Source organism: Bradyrhizobium sp. USDA 4354 (assembly GCF_054060315.1).
Window position 1 is genome coordinate 2496756 of the sequence record NZ_JBSSDC010000001.1, and the last position, 18557, is coordinate 2515312.

General features: G+C 65.4%; 21 protein-coding genes. 15 read left to right on the top strand and 6 right to left on the bottom strand.

Features of this window, described 5'->3' with window-relative positions:
* The first annotated feature begins 164 nt into the window (after positions 1–164).
* The 10 genes from ACVIIV_RS11680 to ACVIIV_RS11725 all read left to right on the top strand — a co-directional run bounded on the left by ACVIIV_RS11680 (position 165) and on the right by ACVIIV_RS11725 (position 7411).
* Positions 165–776 carry a permease gene (locus tag ACVIIV_RS11680; RefSeq protein WP_456744318.1) on the top strand — a complete coding sequence of 204 codons (612 nt, stop codon included), beginning with the start codon at positions 165–167 and terminating at the stop codon, positions 774–776.
* Entirely contained in the window at positions 773–1273 is a 501-nt protein-coding gene (locus tag ACVIIV_RS11685) for a hypothetical protein (protein ID WP_456744319.1), read from the top strand. Before ACVIIV_RS11680 ends, ACVIIV_RS11685 begins: the two co-directional genes overlap by 4 nt.
* Before the next feature lie 93 nt (positions 1274–1366).
* A complete protein-coding gene (locus ACVIIV_RS11690; RefSeq protein WP_456744320.1) occupies positions 1367–1603 on the top strand; it encodes a hypothetical protein in 237 nt (78 codons plus the stop codon).
* A gap of 2 nt (positions 1604–1605) precedes the next feature.
* Positions 1606–2361, top strand: a complete 756-nt coding sequence (locus ACVIIV_RS11695; protein WP_456744321.1) for a metal ABC transporter ATP-binding protein — start codon at positions 1606–1608, stop codon at positions 2359–2361.
* A 6-nt stretch (positions 2362–2367) separates the two neighbouring features.
* Positions 2368–3237, top strand: a complete 870-nt coding sequence (locus ACVIIV_RS11700; RefSeq protein ID WP_456744322.1) for a metal ABC transporter permease — start codon at positions 2368–2370, stop codon at positions 3235–3237.
* 3 nt (positions 3238–3240) lie between these two features.
* On the top strand, positions 3241–4104 hold the full coding sequence (locus ACVIIV_RS11705) for a metal ABC transporter solute-binding protein, Zn/Mn family (protein WP_456744323.1): 864 nt from the start codon (positions 3241–3243) through the stop codon (positions 4102–4104).
* A gap of 56 nt (positions 4105–4160) precedes the next feature.
* Complete coding sequence (locus tag ACVIIV_RS11710) at positions 4161–5204, top strand: CobW family GTP-binding protein (protein WP_456744324.1); 1044 nt, start codon at positions 4161–4163, stop codon at positions 5202–5204.
* Entirely contained in the window at positions 5204–6223 is a 1020-nt protein-coding gene (locus tag ACVIIV_RS11715) for a WD40 repeat domain-containing protein (protein WP_456744325.1), read from the top strand. Before ACVIIV_RS11710 ends, ACVIIV_RS11715 begins: the two co-directional genes overlap by 1 nt.
* A gap of 30 nt (positions 6224–6253) precedes the next feature.
* Positions 6254–6970 (top strand): MgtC/SapB family protein, encoded by a 717-nt coding sequence (locus tag ACVIIV_RS11720; RefSeq protein WP_456744326.1) that lies wholly within the window; start codon positions 6254–6256, stop codon positions 6968–6970.
* Between the two features lie 102 nt (positions 6971–7072).
* A complete protein-coding gene (locus tag ACVIIV_RS11725; protein ID WP_456744327.1) occupies positions 7073–7411 on the top strand; it encodes a hypothetical protein in 339 nt (112 codons plus the stop codon).
* A gap of 194 nt (positions 7412–7605) precedes the next feature.
* Here the strand turns inward: ACVIIV_RS11725 and ACVIIV_RS11730 are convergent, their stop codons facing one another.
* The 5 genes from ACVIIV_RS11730 to ACVIIV_RS11750 form a co-directional block, all read right to left on the bottom strand.
* A complete protein-coding gene (locus ACVIIV_RS11730; RefSeq protein WP_456744328.1) occupies positions 7606–9048 on the bottom strand; it encodes a homospermidine synthase in 1443 nt (480 codons plus the stop codon).
* A gap of 67 nt (positions 9049–9115) precedes the next feature.
* The gene (locus ACVIIV_RS11735; RefSeq protein WP_283083775.1) at positions 9116–9505 is read right to left on the bottom strand and encodes a RidA family protein; all 390 of its coding nucleotides are present in this window, start codon (positions 9503–9505) and stop codon (positions 9116–9118) included.
* 143 nt (positions 9506–9648) lie between these two features.
* Entirely contained in the window at positions 9649–10236 is a 588-nt protein-coding gene (locus ACVIIV_RS11740) for a GNAT family N-acetyltransferase (protein ID WP_456744329.1), read from the bottom strand.
* Between the two features lie 132 nt (positions 10237–10368).
* Positions 10369–11511, bottom strand: a complete 1143-nt coding sequence (locus ACVIIV_RS11745; RefSeq protein ID WP_027573484.1) for a type III PLP-dependent enzyme — start codon at positions 11509–11511, stop codon at positions 10369–10371.
* A 673-nt stretch (positions 11512–12184) separates the two neighbouring features.
* A complete protein-coding gene (locus ACVIIV_RS11750) occupies positions 12185–12439 on the bottom strand; it encodes a hypothetical protein (protein ID WP_018648548.1) in 255 nt (84 codons plus the stop codon).
* Positions 12440–12575: 136 nt separating this feature from the next.
* Between ACVIIV_RS11750 and ACVIIV_RS11755 the strand changes: the two genes are divergently transcribed.
* The 4 genes from ACVIIV_RS11755 to ACVIIV_RS11770 all read left to right on the top strand — a co-directional run bounded on the left by ACVIIV_RS11755 (position 12576) and on the right by ACVIIV_RS11770 (position 17024).
* Positions 12576–14657, top strand: coding sequence for a M3 family metallopeptidase (locus ACVIIV_RS11755; RefSeq protein ID WP_456744330.1), 2082 nt, complete (start codon positions 12576–12578; stop codon positions 14655–14657).
* Complete coding sequence (locus ACVIIV_RS11760) at positions 14657–15295, top strand: DUF1007 family protein (RefSeq protein WP_456744331.1); 639 nt, start codon at positions 14657–14659, stop codon at positions 15293–15295. Before ACVIIV_RS11755 ends, ACVIIV_RS11760 begins: the two co-directional genes overlap by 1 nt.
* The gene (locus ACVIIV_RS11765) at positions 15292–16362 is read left to right on the top strand and encodes a nickel/cobalt transporter (protein ID WP_456744332.1); all 1071 of its coding nucleotides are present in this window, start codon (positions 15292–15294) and stop codon (positions 16360–16362) included. The genes ACVIIV_RS11760 and ACVIIV_RS11765 overlap by 4 nt, the downstream gene beginning before the upstream one ends.
* A 224-nt stretch (positions 16363–16586) precedes the next feature.
* Positions 16587–17024 carry an acyl-CoA thioesterase gene (locus tag ACVIIV_RS11770; protein ID WP_456744333.1) on the top strand — a complete coding sequence of 146 codons (438 nt, stop codon included), beginning with the start codon at positions 16587–16589 and terminating at the stop codon, positions 17022–17024.
* 6 nt (positions 17025–17030) lie between these two features.
* On the opposite strand, the gene ACVIIV_RS11775 is transcribed toward ACVIIV_RS11770, so the two are convergent.
* Complete coding sequence (locus tag ACVIIV_RS11775) at positions 17031–17429, bottom strand: MAPEG family protein (RefSeq protein ID WP_183242541.1); 399 nt, start codon at positions 17427–17429, stop codon at positions 17031–17033.
* Between the two features lie 83 nt (positions 17430–17512).
* Between ACVIIV_RS11775 and hemH the strand changes: the two genes are divergently transcribed.
* The gene (hemH, locus tag ACVIIV_RS11780) at positions 17513–18550 is read left to right on the top strand and encodes a ferrochelatase (RefSeq protein WP_456744334.1); all 1038 of its coding nucleotides are present in this window, start codon (positions 17513–17515) and stop codon (positions 18548–18550) included.
* The last annotated feature ends 7 nt before the right edge of the window (positions 18551–18557 follow it).

An 18557-nucleotide genomic window follows, 5' to 3' on the forward strand; every position in this document is an offset into this window, starting at 1 on the left:
TGCGCCCCGGAATGACAGACAAGGCGGTCGCAGGCGCGGCCGCCTTTTTGCTGTGCGGAATTGCCCTGCGCGGCGCGCGCATGGGTCTGTCGTCACACCGTTTGCATCAGAGGATCACCGCCCTTAATCAGGACGGGCATCACCCTCGAGCCGACCCGAGCCCGTTGTCAGAACCTTCCCCGAAAGACCCGGCGCCTGCCGAGGACGCGGAGTCCGAGCCGCGGCCGGGACGCGTGCGCAAGCCGATCGGCTGGTCGACCATCATCATCGCGGTTCTGGTGGCGGTGAGCGCGGCGCTGGTCTGGCGGCGTGACGGCAGCGCCGGCGTTCTCGACATTCTCACCCATGACCTGTCGCTGTTCGGCGGCATCCTGCCGCGCGTGCTCGCCGGTTGCCTGCTCGGAGCCTTCATCTCCGAGATACTGCCGCACGAAAAAGTCTCGCGCTCGCTCGGGCCGAAATCCGGCCTGACAGGCCTTCTGATCGGCACCGCCTTCGGCGCGATCCTGCCCGGCGGGCCCTTCACCGCCTATCCGGTGGCGAGCGCGCTGCTCGCGGTTGGCGCCGATTTCGGCGCCACCATCGCCATGGTCGTGAGCTGGACCTTGATCGGCTACGGCCGGGCGGTCGCCTGGGAAATCCCGATCATGGGCACCGATTTCACGCTGTGGCGGATCGTGATCTCGCTGCCGCTGCCGGTGCTCGCCGGCGCCCTCGGCCGCTTCGTCTATGTCAGGCTCTATCCGAAGCCGGTCGCGAAGGATGACGAGAGTTGAGCGCAGCGCTCCTGATCGACATCCTGCTGTGGGGCTCGGTGCTTGGCGTCGGGCTGATCGCCTTCCGCCGTGGCCCCCCGGTGTTCAAGGCGTCCCTGCGCGAGGGCTCGATGGACTTCATCAACATCGTGCCGCGGATTGCGCTGGGGGTGATCGGCTCCGGCTACATCGCCGCGATCATCCCGCAGGAGGCGATCACCGGCTGGCTCGGCCCGGACAGCGGCTGGCTCGGGGTTGCCACCGCCGTGATCGCCGGCGCGGCCACGCCCGGCGGCCCCGTGGTCGGCTTCTCCATCGGCACCGTGGCGCTGAAGTCGGGCGGTGGGGTGCCACAGGTGGTGGCCTATGTCGTCGCCTGGGCGCTGTTTGCCTTCCAGCGGGTGATCTTGTGGGAAATACCGTTCATGCCGGCCCGTTTCGTCTGGTTCCGCTGCGCGGTGTCGGTGCCGTTCCCGTTCGTGGCGGCCGCCATCGCCATGGTGATCGGCAAGCCCTGAGCCGGGACGTCGTTCCGGATTCGGCTCTTCGAGCCGCCCCGGAATGACAGCCCAGCCGTGGACAGGCGTAATGTTATAATATAACGTTCTGGGATGGTTCCCGCCGCGTCCCACGCTCATCATCATGGCCACTCTCACGGCCATTCCCATGACCACGCGCATTCGCATGGGCACGACCACACTCATGCCCATGTCCATGATGCGGCCTCGCCGCATCCGGCCCAGGCGGCACCCTGGTCGATCCTGCGCATGACCATGGCGGGCCGCCTCGCGGCGGCGATCGCCGTCTGCGCCGTGCTCTGGGGCGTGGTCTTGCTGGCGATGAGGTGACCATGGCAGCGCTGCACTTTCACAACGTCACGCTCGGCTATGACCGGCATCCGGCCGTGCATCATCTCAGCGGCGAGATCGCGCGCGGCGCGCTCGTCGCCGTGATCGGTCCGAACGGCGCTGGCAAGTCGACCCTGCTGCGCGGCATCGTCGGCATCCTCAAGCCGCTCGACGGCAGCATCCATCTCGGCGGGCTCGACAGCAGAGACATCGCTTATCTGCCGCAGAGCGCGGAGATTGACCGCAGCTTCCCGATCTCGGTGTTCGACTTCGTCGGCACCGGGCTGTGGCGCGGGGCCGGCCTGTTCGGCGGGATCGGCAAGGCTGCGCGCGACAAGATTCTCCGCGCGATCGCCTCCGTCGGCCTCAACGGTTTCGAGAACCGCCCGATCGGCACGCTCTCGGGCGGGCAGATGCAGCGCGTGCTGTTCGCGCGTGTGCTGCTCCAGGATGCTAGCCTGATCGTGCTCGACGAGCCCTTCAATGCCATCGACACCAAGACGACGGCCGATCTGCTCGCGCTGGTGAAGCGCTGGCATGGTGAGGGCAGGACCGTGCTCGCCGCGCTGCACGACCTGGAGATGGTGCAAAACCATTTCACCGAGACGCTGGTGCTGGCGCGGGGCCCAGTCGCGTGGGGCCCGACGGCGGAGGTGCTGACGCCGGAAAATCTGATGGTCGCGATGCGGATGTGCGAGGCGTTCGACGACACCGCCGCGGCCTGCGCGGCCGATGACATCAGCACGCGGGCGGCCTGATATTCGATGATCTATGACGCGCTGATCGGCCCGTTCACCGAGTTCGAATTCATGCGGCGGGCACTCGCCGCCGTGATCGCACTGGCGCTGGCCGGTGCTCCGATCGGCGTATTCCTGATGCTGCGGCGGATGAGCCTCGTTGGCGATGCCATGGCGCATGCGATCCTGCCCGGCGCCGCAATCGGCTTCCTGCTCTCGGGCCTCAACCTGTTCGCAATGACGGCCGGCGGCCTGATCGCCGGCTTCGCCGTCGCGATCCTCGCCGGCGTTGTCGCGCGCTCGACCGGGCTGAAGGAGGACGCTTCGCTGGCGACCTTCTATCTGGCCTCGCTCGCGCTCGGCGTCACCATCGTCTCGATCAAGGGCACCAATATCGATCTACTCCACGTGCTGTTCGGCAACATCCTCGCCATGGACGACCAGACGCTGCTGGTGGTCGCTTTCAACGCGACCGTGACGCTGCTGGTGCTCGCCGTGATCTACCGCCCGCTGGTGATCGAGAGCGTCGATCCCCTGTTCCTGCGCACCGTCAGCCGCGCAGGAGGACCTGCGCATCTCGCCTTCCTCGCGCTCGTCGTCATCAACCTCGTCAATGGCTTTCAGGCGCTCGGCACGCTGCTTGCAGTCGGCCTCATGATCCTGCCGGCCGGCATCGCGCGGTTCTGGTCGCGCGATCTCACCGTCATGATTTGCATCGCCGTCGTTGCTGCCGCGGTCTCGGGCTATGCGGGTCTCGTGCTGTCGTTCCAGACCCGTGTGCCGTCAGGCCCCGCGATCATTCTGGTGGCGACCGTGCTCTACGTGGTCTCCGTCCTGTTCGGCCGCGTCGGCGGTATCGTCCGGCAGCTGTTTCCCGGCCGGCATCTGGAAGCCTGAACGATGCGGCTCATCCTGTTTTGTGCGCTGCTGCTGATCGCCTCGCCGCTCCAGGCCGCGGAGCGGCTCAGCGTGGTTGCGAGCTTCTCGATCCTCGGCGACTTCGTCCGCAACGTCGGCGGTGACCGCATCGACCTGACGACGCTGGTCGGCGCCGACAGCGACGTCCACGTCTATACGCCGGCGCCCGCCGATGCGAAGCGGATCGCGAATGCAAAGCTTGTCGTCGTCAACGGGCTTGGCCTCGAAGGGTGGCTGCCGCGCCTCGTGCAGTCCGCAGGCAGCAAGGCGAAGGTCGTGACAGCGAGCGCCGGCATCACGCCGCTCAAACTCGGTTCGGCCGCAGATCCCCACGCCTGGCAATCCATCCCCAACGCCAGGATCTACGTCACCGACATCGCCAATGCGCTCGCCGCGGCCGCTCCGGATGACGCGGAGCTCTTCCGCGTCCGGGCCAAGGCCTATCTGGAAAAGCTCGAAACGCTCGATCGCGAGGTTCGCGAGGCCGTGGCCAAAATCCCGCCCGAGCGGCGCAAGGTGATCTCCACCCACGATGCCTTCGGCTATTTCTCCAGCGAATACGGTATCCAGTTCATCGCTCCCCTGGGGGTCTCCACGGAGACCGAGCCCAGCGCGCGCGACATCGCGGCCATCATCGGCCAGATCAAGGCCCAAAAAATCCCGGCCGTGTTCCTGGAAAATATCAGCGACGATCGCCTGATCCGGCGGATCGCCGCCGAGACCGGGGCAAAGGTCGGCGGGACCCTGATTTCGGACGGTTTGACCGGCGAAAAGGGGCCTGCACCCACTTACATTGACATGGTCAGGCACAATATAAAGGCCCTGACCAGCGCGCTTGACCATTAGGGCAGGGGCCACCCCGCCTCGCGTCGCGCGAATAAGCCTTAAAGTCCGGAGTTGTTATGTCTGAAGCGACCTCCCAAAAGATTCCCGTGACCGTCCTGACCGGCTATCTCGGTGCCGGCAAGACCACGCTCTTGAACCGCATCCTGTCCGAGAACCACGGCAAGAAATACGCCGTCATCGTCAACGAATTCGGCGAGATCGGCATCGACAACGACCTCATCATCGGCGCCGATGAGGAAGTGTTCGAGATGAACAACGGCTGCATCTGCTGCACCGTGCGCGGCGACCTCGTCCGCATCATGGACGGCCTGATGAAGCGCAAGGGCAAGTTCGACGCCATCATCGTCGAGACCACGGGGCTGGCCGATCCGGCGCCGGTCGCTCAGACCTTCTTTGTCGATGAGGACGTGCAGAAGAACGCGCGGTTAGATGCGGTCGTCACGGTCGCCGATGCAAAGTGGCTGTCCGACCGTTTGAAGGATGCACCCGAGGCCAAAAACCAGATCGCCTTTGCCGACGTCATCGTCCTGAACAAAACCGATCTCGTCAACAAGGGCGAGCTCGCCGAGGTCGAGGCCCGCATCCGCGGCATCAATCCCTATGCGAAACTCCACCGCACCGAGCGCTGCTCGGTGGCACTGGCCGACGTGCTCGATCGCGGTGCGTTCGACCTCGACCGCATCCTCGATATCGAGCCGGATTTCCTTGAGGCCGACGATCATGACCACGACCATGATCATCACCACCATCACGGCCACGACCATCACCATCACGGCCACGGCCTGAAGCACTATCATGACGAGGAGATGCAGTCGCTCTCGCTGAAGACCGACAAGCCGCTCGATCCCAACGTGTTCATGCCCTGGCTGCAGAACCTGGTGCAGGTCGAGGGCGGCAAGATCCTGCGCTCCAAGGGCATCCTCGCCTTCCACGACGACGACGACCGCTACGTCTTCCAGGGCGTCCACATGATGCTGGAGGGCGACCACCAGCGGAAGTGGAAGGAGGGCGAGCCGCGCGAGAGCCGCCTCGTCTTCATCGGCCGCGAATTGCCGGAAGAGGCCATCCGCAAGGGTTTCGAGAGCTGCATCGTCTCGTGATGAAAGAGTTCACATCGCCGCCCGATTCCGCTTCGATCGTCTCCGTCACCGACCGCGTCAAGCCCGTTACGCTCGGCATGGCGGTGACCTCGGTGCAGTTCCTTGGTCCTCGCGCAGCCTTCGTCGGTGGCGAGGAGAACGTCGCGTTCGTCGATGCCAACGGCGAGATCACCAAGGTCGCGGTGCACAGCGGCGGCATTCTCTCGACCGCTTCTGACGGCAAGCGCATCGTCATGGGCGGCGACGACGGCAAAGTCGTGTCGCTCGATGCCAAGGGCGAGGTGACGCTGCTCGCCACCGATCCCAAGCGGCGCTGGATCGACGCGGTGGCGCTGCACGCCGACGGCGCCTTCGCCTGGTCGGCCGGCAAGACGGCCACCGTCAAGAGCGGCAAGGCCGAGGAGAAGTCGATCGAGGTGCCCTCGACCGTCGGCGGCCTTGCCTTCGCGCCGAAAGGCCTGCGGCTTGCGATCGCGCATTACAACGGCGTGACACTATGGTTTCCCAACATGGCGGGATCGGCCGAATTTCTGCCTTGGGCCGGTTCGCATCATGGCGTCACCTTCAGTCCCGACAACAAGTTCCTCGTCACCGCGATGCACGAGCCGGCGCTGCATGGCTGGCGGCTTGCCGATAACCGGCACATGCGCATGACCGGCTATCCCGGCCGCGTCCGCTCGATGTCCTGGAGCGTAGGGGGCAAGGGCCTGGCGACCTCGGGTGCCGACACCGTCATCATCTGGCCGTTCGGCAGCAAGGACGGCCCGATGGGCAAGGAGCCCGCGATGCTCGCCCCGCTGCAGGCGCGCGTGTCCGTGGTCGCCTGCCATCCGAAGAACGACATCCTCGCCGCCGGCTATAGCGACGGCACCGTGCTGATGGTGCGGCTCGAGGACGGCGCGGAGATCCTGGTGCGCCGTAACGGCACGCCGCCCGTGGCCGCGCTCGCCTGGAACGCCAAGGGCACGCTGCTGGCCTTTGCCGACGAAAATGGGGATGGCGGCCTGCTGGAGCTTTAATCTGTCATGGTTCCGGCCCTATAGGGAACCATGCGGTTTCTCACGACGTTCCAGTTTGCCGACTTCGCCGACACGCTCGTCAGCCTGACCACGGCCTTCGTGCTGGGCACGCTGATCGGCGCCGAGCGGCAATACCGCCAGCGCACGGCGGGGCTGCGCACCAACGTGCTGGTCGCGGTCGGCGCCGCCGCCTTCGTCGATCTCGCCATGAATTTGGCAGGTGCAGACGGTGCGGTGCGCGTGATCGCCTATGTCGTCTCCGGCATCGGCTTCCTGGGAGCCGGCGTCATCATGAAGCAGGGCATGGACGTGCGCGGCCTCAACACCGCGGCAACACTGTGGGCCTCGGCCGCGGTCGGCTCGTGTGCGGGCGCCGACATGATCGCGCAGGCCGCCGCGCTGACCGTGTTCGTCATCGCCGGCAACACCATGCTGCGCCCGCTGGTCAATGCCATCAACCGCATTCCGCTCAACGAGAAGGCGCTGGAGGCAACCTACTATTTCAAGCTCGCCGTTGCGGCCGACGCTCTTCCGGATATGCGCGACCGGCTCGTGGAGAAGCTCGAGGCTGCGAAATATTCGGTGGCCGATATCGATGCGGTCGAAATCGGCGACGACATTCTGGAGATCGCCGCAAAGCTGGTCGCGACCGCGGTAGACCCGAACGAGCTGAACGCGGTGGCGACCGATCTCCAGCATTTGCCGGGCGTGCGCCACGCCACCTGGGAAGTCAGCACGACGGAGTGAGGGCGACGTTTTGGCGCGCAAGGGGTCGGGTTCCCGCGGCTTCGGTCCCGGAACCGGCGCGCCCCGGTTTCGTTGATCCCGCAGACAAAGGCGGTGATCGATATGCCCGGCCACGATGACAAGCGCAGACTGAAGCTCGATCTGACAATTGCCGCTGCGCTGTTCGCAGCAGGCGTCGTGGTGTCGGTGATATCGCTCGCGCAAATCCGCGCCGAAAGCCGGATGGAGCTGGCACAGGCGACTCCACCGCTCCAGGGCACCCCGTCCGACGATCAAGGTAAGACACCTGCGGAGTCCAAGCCCGGCGGCGACCGGCCGACCACCCCGGCCCCCGAGCCCGCGCGCCCCGATCCGCAGACGCAGGGTGCTGCGGGGGCCGCCAAGCCGGCGCTGCCGCCGGCTCCGGCGGAGAAGGTCGCGCCGCCGATTGAGAAGAAGTAATAGCTGTCTCCACAAAGTCGATGTCATTGCCCGCGAAGGCGGGCAATCCAGTATTCCGGAGACCGCAGTAATTGAACCGAGAAGTCGCGGCGTACTGGATGCCCCGCCCCCCGTGCGCAATTGCGCACTAGGCGGGGCATGACAGCGGAGGGTGGGATGGCCAAGCCGTCACCCGATAGCAGGTAGCGGCCCCCTCACCGCACCAGAATATTCCGGAACTGCCAGGGATCGCTGGTATCGATATCCTCCGGGAACAATCCCGGACGATCGGTCAGGGGCGTCCAGTCGGTGTAGAAACCCTTCACCGGGCCGAGATACGGCAGCTGGATTTCCAAGAGGCGATCGAAGTCCATCTCGTCGGCTTCGACGATGCCTTCGTTGGGGTTCTCCAGCGCCCACACCATGCCGCCGAGCACGGCGGAAGTTACCTGCAGGCCGGTGGCGTTCTGGTAGGGCGCGAGTTCGCGGGTCTCCTCGATGGAGAGCTGCGAACCGTACCAATAGGCGTTGTTGTCGTGGCCGAACAGCAGCACGCCGAGCTCGTCGATGCCGTCGACGATCTCGTTCTCGTCGAGGATGTGGTGCTTCTCCTGCATCTTTCCGGCGCGGCCGAACATTTCATGCAGCGACAGCACGGCATCGTCAGCCGGGTGGTAGGCATAGTGGCAGGTCGGCCGATAGATCGCTTTGCCGGACGCGTCGCGCACGGTGAAATAATCGGCGATCGAGATCGACTCGTTATGGGTGACGAGGAAGCCATATTGCGCACCGCGGGTCGGGCACCAGGTGCGCACGCGCGTATTGGCCCCGGGCTGCATCAGATAGATGGCGGCGCCGCAACCGGCTTCGTGGGTGCGCGCATTCTCGGGCATCCATTTCTCATGGGTGCCCCAGCCGAGCTCGGACGGCTGCACGCCCTCCGACAGGAAACCTTCCACCGACCAGGTGTTGACGAAGACATCAGGCTCCTTCGGCTTCTTGGAGCGCTGAGTGTCGCGTTCGGCAATGTGGATGCCCTTGATGCCGGCCTGCCGCATCAAATCCGCCCATTCGGCCTTGGTCTTCGGCCTGGGGGCGTTGAGCTTCAGGTCGGCGGCAACGTTGAGCAGCGCCTGCTTGACGAAAAAGGAGACCATGCCGGGATTGGCGCCACAGCAGGAGACGGCCGTCGTCGAGCCCTTAGGCCGCGCCTTCTTGGCGGCTAGCGTCACTTCGCGAAGGGCGTAGTTCGAGCGCGCCTCCGGCCCCTTCGAAGCGTCGAAATAGAAGCCGAGCCAGGGCTCGTTGACGGTATCAATGTAGAGCGCGCCGAGCTCGTTGCAGAGCTCCATGATGTCGGTCGAGCCGGTATCGACCGAGAGATTGACGCAAAAGCCCTGGCCGCCGCCCTCGGTGAGCAGCGGGGTCAGCACCTCGCGATAATTGTCCTTGGTCAGGCCCTTCTGGATGAAGCGGACATTGTGCTTCTCGCAAAGCGCCTTGCGGCCCTCGTCCTTGGGATCGAGCACGGTGATGCGCGACTTGTCGTAGTCGAGATGCCGCTCGATCAGCGGCAGCGTGCCTTTGCCGATGGAGCCAAAGCCGACCATGACGATGGGGCCGGTGATCTTCGCGTAGATCTGCGAGGCGGGGCTCATGGGATGGTTTCTCCGGAACGTGCTGGCAGACAAAGGGTGAGGGGTGGATCAGGCGCTGCGGCGCTTGTCAGATGCTGCGGCGCTTGGCGGTGACTTCGATCTCGACCTTCATCTCGGGCTTGGCGAGAGCGGTGACGACCAGCAACGTCGCAGCCGGCCTGATGTCACCGAGAACCTCGCCGCAGACGGCGAAGTGGGCGTCGATGTAGCTGGCGTCGGTGACGTAGTAGGTCGCACGGACGATATCGGCCATCTCGAATCCGCCCTCCTTCAGGGCGGCTTCGATGGTCTTGAAGCAGTTGCGTGACTGGCTCGTGACATCGGCCGGCATCGTCATCGTGGTGTAGTCATAGCCGGTGGTCCCCGCGACGAAGGCGAAATCGCCGTCGATCACGGCGCGGCTGTAGCCGACGGTCTTCTCGAGCGGGGAGCCGGTGGAAATCAGACGACGGGACATGGTCATGGGCCTCGACTGAAGGAGGTGTTTCGCGGGGTTAAAGGGCGTTTCTCGCGCCTGCGCAACCCCAAAGGAAGCCCGCGCAGGCGCGACCGGAAGCTGCCGCTTAGTACGGCTTCGCTCTTCGTTATGAAGGCGATCTCTTAGGCCGCATGCGCGTGGAGGGCGCGAACCGACCTCCGTTTGGGCAGGGCCGCGCCGGTCGGGACGATCATCCCTTCGGCGTCATCGAGCGCGCCGTCGGCGAATTCGATCGCCAGCAGACGATCGCGCTCGAACGGGCCGGGCAGCGACAGCGCGCCGGTCTTCTCGGCCGAGAAGCCGAAACGGGCGTAGTAGGGCGCGTCGCCGAGCAGGATCACCGCGGCATGCCCGCGCGCCCGGGCGGCGGCCAGCGCTTGATGCATCAGCGCGGCGCCGATCCCGAGCTCGCGGCAGGCAGGGTCGACCGCCAGCGGTCCGAGGACCAGAGCGGGCCTGCCTCCGGCGCTGACATGCCACAGCCGCACGGTTCCCACGAGCTTGCCCTCGCGCATCGCCGACAGGGCAAGGCCTGCAGCGGGCGCGCGTCCGTCGCGCAGGCGCTGACAGGTGCGTCCGTGGCGGGTCTCGCCAAAGCAGGCATCGAGCAGCGCTTCACGCATCGCGACGTCTCCAGCACGCTCGCTGCGGATCGCGAACGGAGCGGCTTTCGAGGTGAGGGCGATCTGTGGCTTCCGAGGAGCAGTCATGGCACGTCAGTCCCCGCTTGAACCGGCGTGCGAGAAGCACGCCTGCCCAAGACGTCGTCAGAAATCGAATGTCAGGGAGGAGCCGGCGGACCGGCTCCCGGGTTCGTCAGGCCTCTAGAAAAGAGAGGCGGATCAGATGTGATACGTCTTCAGCGGCGGAATGCCGTTGAAGGCCACCGACGAGTAGGTCGACGTATAGGCCCCGGTGCCTTCGATCAGCACCTTGTCGCCGATCTCGAGCGTGACGGGAAGCGGATACGGGCTCTTCTCGTACAGCACGTCGGCGCTGTCGCAGGTGGGACCTGCGAGCACGCACGGGGTCATGTCCGCGCCGTCGTGACGGGTGCGGATGGCGTAACGGATCGACTCGTCCATGGTCTCGGCGAGACCGCCGAACTTGCCGATGTCCAGATAGACCCAGCGCACCTCGTCCTCGTCGCTCTTCTTCGAGATGAGCACGACCTCGGATTCGATGATGCCGGCGTTGCCCACCATGCCGCGGCCCGGCTCGATGATGGTCTCCGGGATCTGGTTGCCGAAGTGCTTGCGCAGCGCGCGGAAGATCGAGCGGCCGTAGGTCACCACCGGCGGCACGTCCTTCAGGTACTTGGTCGGGAAGCCGCCGCCCATGTTGACCATGGACAGGTTGATGCCGCGCTCGGCGCAGTCGCGGAACACCTGCGAGGCCATCGCCAGCGCACGGTCCCACGCCTTCACCTTGCGCTGCTGCGAGCCGACATGGAAGGAAATGCCGCACGGCTCCAGCCCCAGGCGCTTGGCGAGGTCGAGCACCTCGACCGCCATTTCCGGGTCGCAGCCGAACTTGCGCGACAGCGGCCACTCGGCGCCGGCGCAGTCATAGAGGATGCGGCAGAACACCTTCGCAGCCGGCGCGGCACGGGCGACCTTCTCGACCTCGGCGGCGCAGTCCACCGCGAACAGCCGAATGCCGAGCGCGAAGGCGCGCGCGATGTCGCGCTCCTTCTTGATCGTGTTGCCGAAGGAGATGCGGTCGGGCGTCGCACCAGCCGCCAGCGCCATCTCGATCTCGGCGACCGTTGCGGTGTCGAAGCACGAACCCATGGAGGCGAGCAGCGCCAGCACTTCCGGCGCCGGGTTCGCCTTGACGGCATAGAACACGCGGCTGTCGGGCAGCGCCTTGGCGAAGCTCTGGTAGTTGTCGCGCACGACCTCGAGGTCGACGACGAGGCACGGCTCGGTGTCGAGGCCATCCTTGCGGCGATTGCGCAGGAATTCCTGGATACGTTCGGTCATGGCACTCTCCCAAACGGCCCAGCGACGGGCCCGTTCAAAACATGACGTCGGATAAGAGTGCTCTGGCCGGATCGCGCGATGGAGGCGCGACGAGACCACAAGACTCAAACCAGACTGTGCTGCCGTGGATTGGTTGGGAGTATTCCCGCCCGCACACCTGGCAATGAAGGACAAGCCTTTTCAGTAGCCCGCGCCGGCGTTGGACTGCCGGTAGAGACCAAAAAAGCCCGATCCGTCGTTGCTTTAAGTCGCGTCCCCCGTTGAGAGCGGGGTGCGCCGGTTCGCCTCCGGCTGCCAGTCACGGTTGCAAAGAGCGAAGTCACCTTCGACATGGCATCCCTTTGAGAGAGATGCTGGGCGCTTCGGGTTTGCTTGGGTCGCTCGACTCTTCAGTCTCGACTTCCGCACTTCCGAAGAGCCCCTCGGCTTCTTCACCCCTTGGCGGCTGTCCGGCCTCTTGTCCGGATACCTACCGACTGACACACGACCACAGGCACGTGCGAAATTGGGCAAGTCCGCACATAAGCGTTTTGACTCTGCTTCGCAAGAATTTTTTTAGGCTGAGAACAGAATTGCCTAACGTCTGCTTGCGCGCTGTTGCGCGAGCGACGCGGAAGATGAACGCACGTTAAGTTTTCGCCGCGCTTCGCGTGTTGCTGACGCGCGAGAAGCGTCAGCCGCGCTTCGTGAAGGGCTCGACGCGTTGAGCACCGCGGATGAAGGCGGTCATCACGAGCACGCCGAGTGCGAACAGCACGGCCTGCAGGATGTGCGCGCCCTGATCGCCGAGACCGAACAGGATCGCGAGCGCCCAGCCGCCGGCGAAGGCGGCGCCGAACACCTCGGCGCCGATCAGGATGGCGGCGCTGATGACGGTGATGACGCTGGGCCAGACGATCTGGCGGGAAGAGGAAGAAGGCGCGTTCATGGGGCTCAGGGGTCCTGACTTCGAGGGCCGCAATCTCCCCGAAAAGGCGGCCGGGAGCAAGGGCAAACGGCCCAAAAAAGCCCCATCGCGTGCTATAGCTGGCTGCAACAATCGAGCCACGAAAACCGGACTTGTGATGTCAGAATCCCGCCAAATTATGGACGCCGAGACCAACCCGCTGCTGAAGGCCTGGGTGACGCCGTTCGCGACGCCGCCCTTCGACGAGGTCAAGCCGGAGCACTTCCTCCCGGCGTTCGAGCAGGCCTTCGCCGACCACGCCGCCGAGATCGCGGCGATCACCAACGATCCGGCGGCGCCCGACTTCGCCAACACCATCACGGCGCTGGAGCGCTCGGGCAAGCTCTTGAGCAAGGTCGCGGCGGTCTTCTACGACCTCGTCTCGGCGCATTCCAACCCGGCCATCCTGGAGATCGACAAGGAGGTCTCGTTGCGGATGGCGCGGCACTGGAATCCGATCATGATGAACGCGGTGCTGTTCGGCCGTATCGCCCAGCTGCACGAGAACCGCGCCAATCTTGGGCTCACGCCCGAGCAGCTTCGCCTGCTGGAGCGCACCTACACCCGCTTCCACCGCTCCGGCGCCGGTCTCTCCGACGAAGCCAAGGCGCGGATGGCCGAGATCAACGAGCGGCTCGCCCAGCTCGGCACAGGCTTCAGCCACCATCTGCTCGGCGACGAGCAGGACTGGTTCCTGGAGCTCGGAGAGGCCGACCGCGAGGGCCTGCCGGAGAGCTTTGTCGCCGGCGCCAAGGCCGCGGCAGAAGAGCGCGGCATGGAAGGCAAGGCTATCGTCACGCTGTCGCGCTCCTCGGTCGAACAGTTCCTGAAGAGCTCGGTCCGGCGTGACCTCCGCGAGAAGGTCTACAAAGCCTTCATCGCGCGTGGCGACAACGGCAATTCCAACGACAACAACGGAACCATTGTCGAGATCCTGAAGCTGCGCGAGGAGAGCGCCAAGCTGTTGGGCTACCCGACTTTCGCCGCCTACCGGCTCGAAGACTCCATGGCCAAGACGCCGGACGCGGTGCGGGGCCTGTTGGAGCGGGTCTGGAAGCCGGCGAGGGCGCGTGCGCTCGCCGACCGCGACGAGATGCAGGCGCTGATTACGGCGGAGGGCGGCAATTTCAGGCTCGCGCCCTGGGACTGGCGCTTCTACGCCGAGAAGCTGCGCCTTCAGCGCGCCAATTTCGACGATTCCGCGATCAAGCCCTATCTTTCGCTCGATCACATGATTGCCGCCGCCTTCGACTGCGCCACGCGCCTGTTCGGCATCACCTTCGAGGAGCGCAAGGACGTCCCGGTCTGGCACCCGGACGTCCGGGTCTGGGAGGTGAAGGGGCCGGATGGCAAGCACAAGGCGCTGTTCTATGGCGACTACTTCGCTCGCCCGTCCAAGCGCTCCGGCGCCTGGATGACCTCGCTGCGCGACCAGCAGAAGCTCGACGGCGACGTCGCGCCGCTCGTTCTCAACATCTGCAATTTTGCCAAGGGCGCCGGCGGCGAGCCTTCGCTGCTGTCGCCCGATGATGCCCGCACCCTGTTCCACGAGTTCGGCCACGGCCTGCACGGCATGCTCTCCAATGTGACCTATCCCTCGCTGTCGGGCACCTCCGTGTTCACCGATTTCGTCGAGCTGCCGTCGCAGCTCTACGAGCACTGGCAGGAGCGGCCCGAGGTGCTGCAGAAGTTCGCCCGCCACTACCAGACCGGCGAGCCGCTGCCGGATGAGCTGCTGCAACGGTTCCTTGCCGCGCGCAAATTCAACCAGGGCTTTGCCACGGTCGAGTTCGTGTCCTCGGCGCTGATCGATCTCGAATTCCACACCCAGCCGGCATCGGCCGCAGAGGACGTGCGCGCCTTCGAGAGACGCGAGCTGGAGAAGATCGGCATGCCCGAGGAGATCGCGCTGCGTCACCGCCCCACGCAGTTCGGCCACATCTTCACCGGCGACCACTACGCCGCCGGCTATTACAGCTACATGTGGTCCGAGGTGATGGACGCCGACGCCTTCGGCGCGTTCGAGGAGGCCGGGGATATCTTCGATCCCGCGGTCGCCAAGCGTCTGCACGACGATATCTACTCGCCGGGCGGATCGGTCGATCCTGAAGCCGCCTACGAGGCCTTCCGCGGCCGGCCGCCGGAGCCCGATGCGCTGCTGCGCCGCCGCGGCCTGCTCGAAACCGCGAAGGCCGCCTGATGGGCATGCGCGCTCTGCTCGGATGGCTGCTCGCCGCTAGCCTCACGCTCGCCTCGGGCGCGGCGCAGGCGCATCCACATGTCTGGATCACCGCGACCAGCGAGCTGCTCTACGCAGCGGACGGCAGCATCACCGGCGTACGCCACGCCTGGACCTTCGACGACATGTTCTCGGCCTATGCGGTGCAAGGGCTCGAGAGCAAGACCAAGGGCGCCTACACAAGCGAGGAGCTCAAGCCGTTGGCACAGACCAACGTCGAGTCGCTCAAGGAATACGCCTACTTCACTTTTGCGCGAGCCGACGGCAAGAAGGAGCGATTCCAGGAGCCGGTCGACTACTTCCTCGACTACAAGGACACGGTGCTGACCCTGCACTTCACGCTGCCGCTGAAGAACCCGGTCAAGCCGAGACAATTGGTGCTCGAAGTGTTCGACCGCTCCTTCTTCATCGACTTCCAGATGGCCAAGGACAGTCCCGTCAAGCTGGTCGGTGCGCCCGCGGGCTGCCAGATGAAGCTGGAACGGCCGAACGACGGCACCGCGAGCGCTCAGAAGCTCAACGAGCAGACTTTCCTGAACGGCGAGAACTCGAATTTCGGCATGATGTTCGCCAACAAGATCACGGTGGATTGCCCTTGAAGCCGCAACTTTCCCTGCTCGCGCGCGGGCTGCTCGCTGGCGTGGCCGTTCTGCTGGTCGTGATCGCGGCCGACGCCGCGCTCCACGATGTCCTCGCGCAAAACCCGTTCGGCGCGCCGCGCCCGGCGCAGGCGGCCGAGCCCGAGGCCAGCGGTCTTATTGGCTGGCTCCTGGCCAAGCAGTCGGAATTCTATCGCCAGATGTCGGCGACCATCCGTGCCGCGAAATCCGACGGCTCGGCGGTGTGGACGCTGCTGTTCATCTCCTTCGCCTACGGCATCTTCCACGCCGCAGGGCCCGGCCATGGCAAGGCGGTGATCGCCTCCTATCTGGTCGCCAACCGCGAGACCGCGGGCCGCGGCATCGCGCTGTCCTTTGCCTCCGCCCTGATGCAGTCGCTGGCCGCGATCCTCATCGTCGGCATCTCGGCCTGGGTGCTGAATGCGACGGCGAAGACCATGTGCAAGGCGGAGGGGGTGATCGAGATCGCGAGCTACACCCTGATTGCGCTGTTCGGCCTGCGCCTGGTCTGGGTCAAGGGCGGCGCCTTCATCCGCGCACTTCAGGCGAACCAGCCGGTGCCGGCCATTGTGGGCGTGCCGCACGATCACGGCCATGATCATCACCATGGCCACAGCCATGCTCATCACCACCACGGGCACGCTCACGTTCACGACGAGCATTGCGGCCATTCCCACGGCCCCACCCCGAGCGAGCTCGCCGGCCCCGGCGGCTGGCGCCGCGGCTTTGCAGCGATCCTCACCGTCGGCATCCGCCCCTGCTCGGGCGCGATCCTGGTGCTGGTGTTCGCGCTCGCCCAGGGCCTGTTCTGGGCCGGCATCGCCGCCACCTTCCTGATGGGATTAGGCACCGCGATCACAGTCGCGGCCATCGCCGTCGTCGCCGTCTCCGCCAAGGACGTCGCTGCGCGCCTCAGCGCAGGCCGCGACGGCGGCGGCGCGCTGTTCATGCGCGGCGTCGAGTTCGGCGCCGCCGGCCTGGTCCTGCTGTTCGGCGTCGGCCTCTTGTTCGGCTACATCGCAGCCGAACGGACGACATGTTTCTAGGCACAGTCGTGCCCCGGACGCAGCGCAGCGTCCCTTCGACGATGCGCTGCAGAGCCGGGGCCCATCCCCCGATGTGGTAGCGTGCAGCTTCCTGGATCCCGGCTCTGCGGAGCAGCGCAAGGGCGCTGCACCGCGTCCGGGACACGAGTGCGGTGGCTTTGAGAACTCCCTCCGGTCGGCTATTGAGACGATCAAACCAAAAGAACGTCCCGACGGGAGGCCTGATGTCACGCGAAAACTTCTGGTTCTTTCACCCGTTCCGGGTGCGTTATTCCGAGATCGATGGCCAGGGCGTCGTCTTCAACGCGCACTACCTGACGTATTTCGACACCACCATCACCGAGTATTTCCGCGCGCTTGGCTTTGACCAATATGCCGACGCGCAGGCGAGCGGCATCGATTTCCACGTCGTCAAATCTGTCATCGAATACAAGGCCCCTGTCAGGTTCGACTGGGAGCTCGACGTCGGCGCACGCGTGGCGCGGATCGGCAATTCGAGCCTCGTCTTCGAGCTGGCCATCTTCCTGAAAGGCGGTACGGACGCGCTGGTGACCGGCGAGATCGTCTGGGTCTACACTGACCAGAAGACCCATCGTCCGGTCACGATCCCGGCATCGATGCGGGCGCTGATCGCGACGCGGGAACGTCATCTGGCGGCGTGAGACGCCTCACACCGGCAGAAACCGCTTCAGCATCGGCATGAAGAAGATCCCGAGATTGATCGCAAAGCCGATGCTCCAGAGGATCGAGCGCAACGTCGGGCGGTTGCCGAGATAGGTCAGCACATAGGCGATCCGCACGATCAGGAACAGTGCGGCGAGCTCATCGATCAGCCGCTGCGGCGAGTCCCTGAATTCGGCGAGCAGCACCGCGAAGGCGAAGAACGGGAAGGTCTCGATGCCGTTCTGGTGGGCGCCCAGCGCGCGTTGCGCGATGGCGTCCTCATAGAAGGCAGGATCGCGCGGCCGGGAGTTGTCGAAGCTGCGAAACCTGATCCATTTGATCGAGGCGATCGTGGACAGATAAAGCAGCAGCGCCCCGAATACGCACCATTCCGCGAGCGTCATCGTCCCTCCCCCCGCTTGGGTGCGACCCTAGCGAAACCGCCCTCATCTTGACAAGTTCGGACCAACGCGCGACCCACAGAGCCATGACCAGCGTCGTCCCCATCGAGACTGCGAAACCGGCCACCCGAAGCGCCTTGCCGCGCGTCGGCGTGCTCCTGATCAATCTCGGAACGCCTGATACGGCCGATGCGCCGGGCGTGCGGGTCTACCTAAGGGAGTTCCTCAGTGATGCCCGCGTGATCGAGGACCAGGGCCTGATCTGGAAGCTGGTGCTGAACGGGATCATCCTGCGCAGCCGTCCCCGCACCAAGGCGCTCGACTACCGCAAGATCTGGAACAATGAGCGGAACGAGTCGCCGCTGAAAACCATCACGCGCTCGCAAGGCGACAAGCTCGCCGCCGCCTTGTCGGACCGCGACCACGTCGTTGTCGATTGGGCGATGCGCTACGGCAATCCCTCGATCAAATCCGGCATCGACGCGCTGATCGCGAAAGGCTGCGAGCGCATCCTGGCCGTCCCGCTCTATCCGCAATATTCCGCCTCGACCTCGGCGACCGTCTGCGACGAGGTGTTTCGCGTGCTGGCGCAGCTGCGCAACCAGCCGACGCTGCGGGTGACGCCGCCCTACTATGACGACGCCGCCTATATCGAAGCGCTCGCGACCTCGATCGAGGCGCATCTGGCGGCGCTGTCCTTCGAGCCGGAGCTGATCGTGGCGTCCTTCCACGGCATGCCGAAATCCTATGTCGACAAGGGCGATCCCTATCAGCGGCACTGCATCGCCACGACAGAGGCGCTGCGCCGCCGGCTCGGCACGGACGAGACAAAGCTGCTGCTGACCTTCCAGTCCCGCTTCGGCAATGACGAGTGGCTCCAGCCCTATACCGACAAGACGATGGAGCGGCTCGCCAGGGAAGGCGTGCGGCGGATCGCGGTGGTGACGCCGGGCTTTTCCGCCGACTGCCTGGAGACGCTGGAGGAGATCGCGCAGGAGAACGCCGAGATCTTCAAGCACAATGGCGGCGAGCAGTTTTCCGCGATCCCGTGCCTCAACGACAGCGAATCGGGCATGGACGTGATCCGCACCCTGGTGCTGCGCGAGCTTCAGGGCTGGATCTGATGGGCGC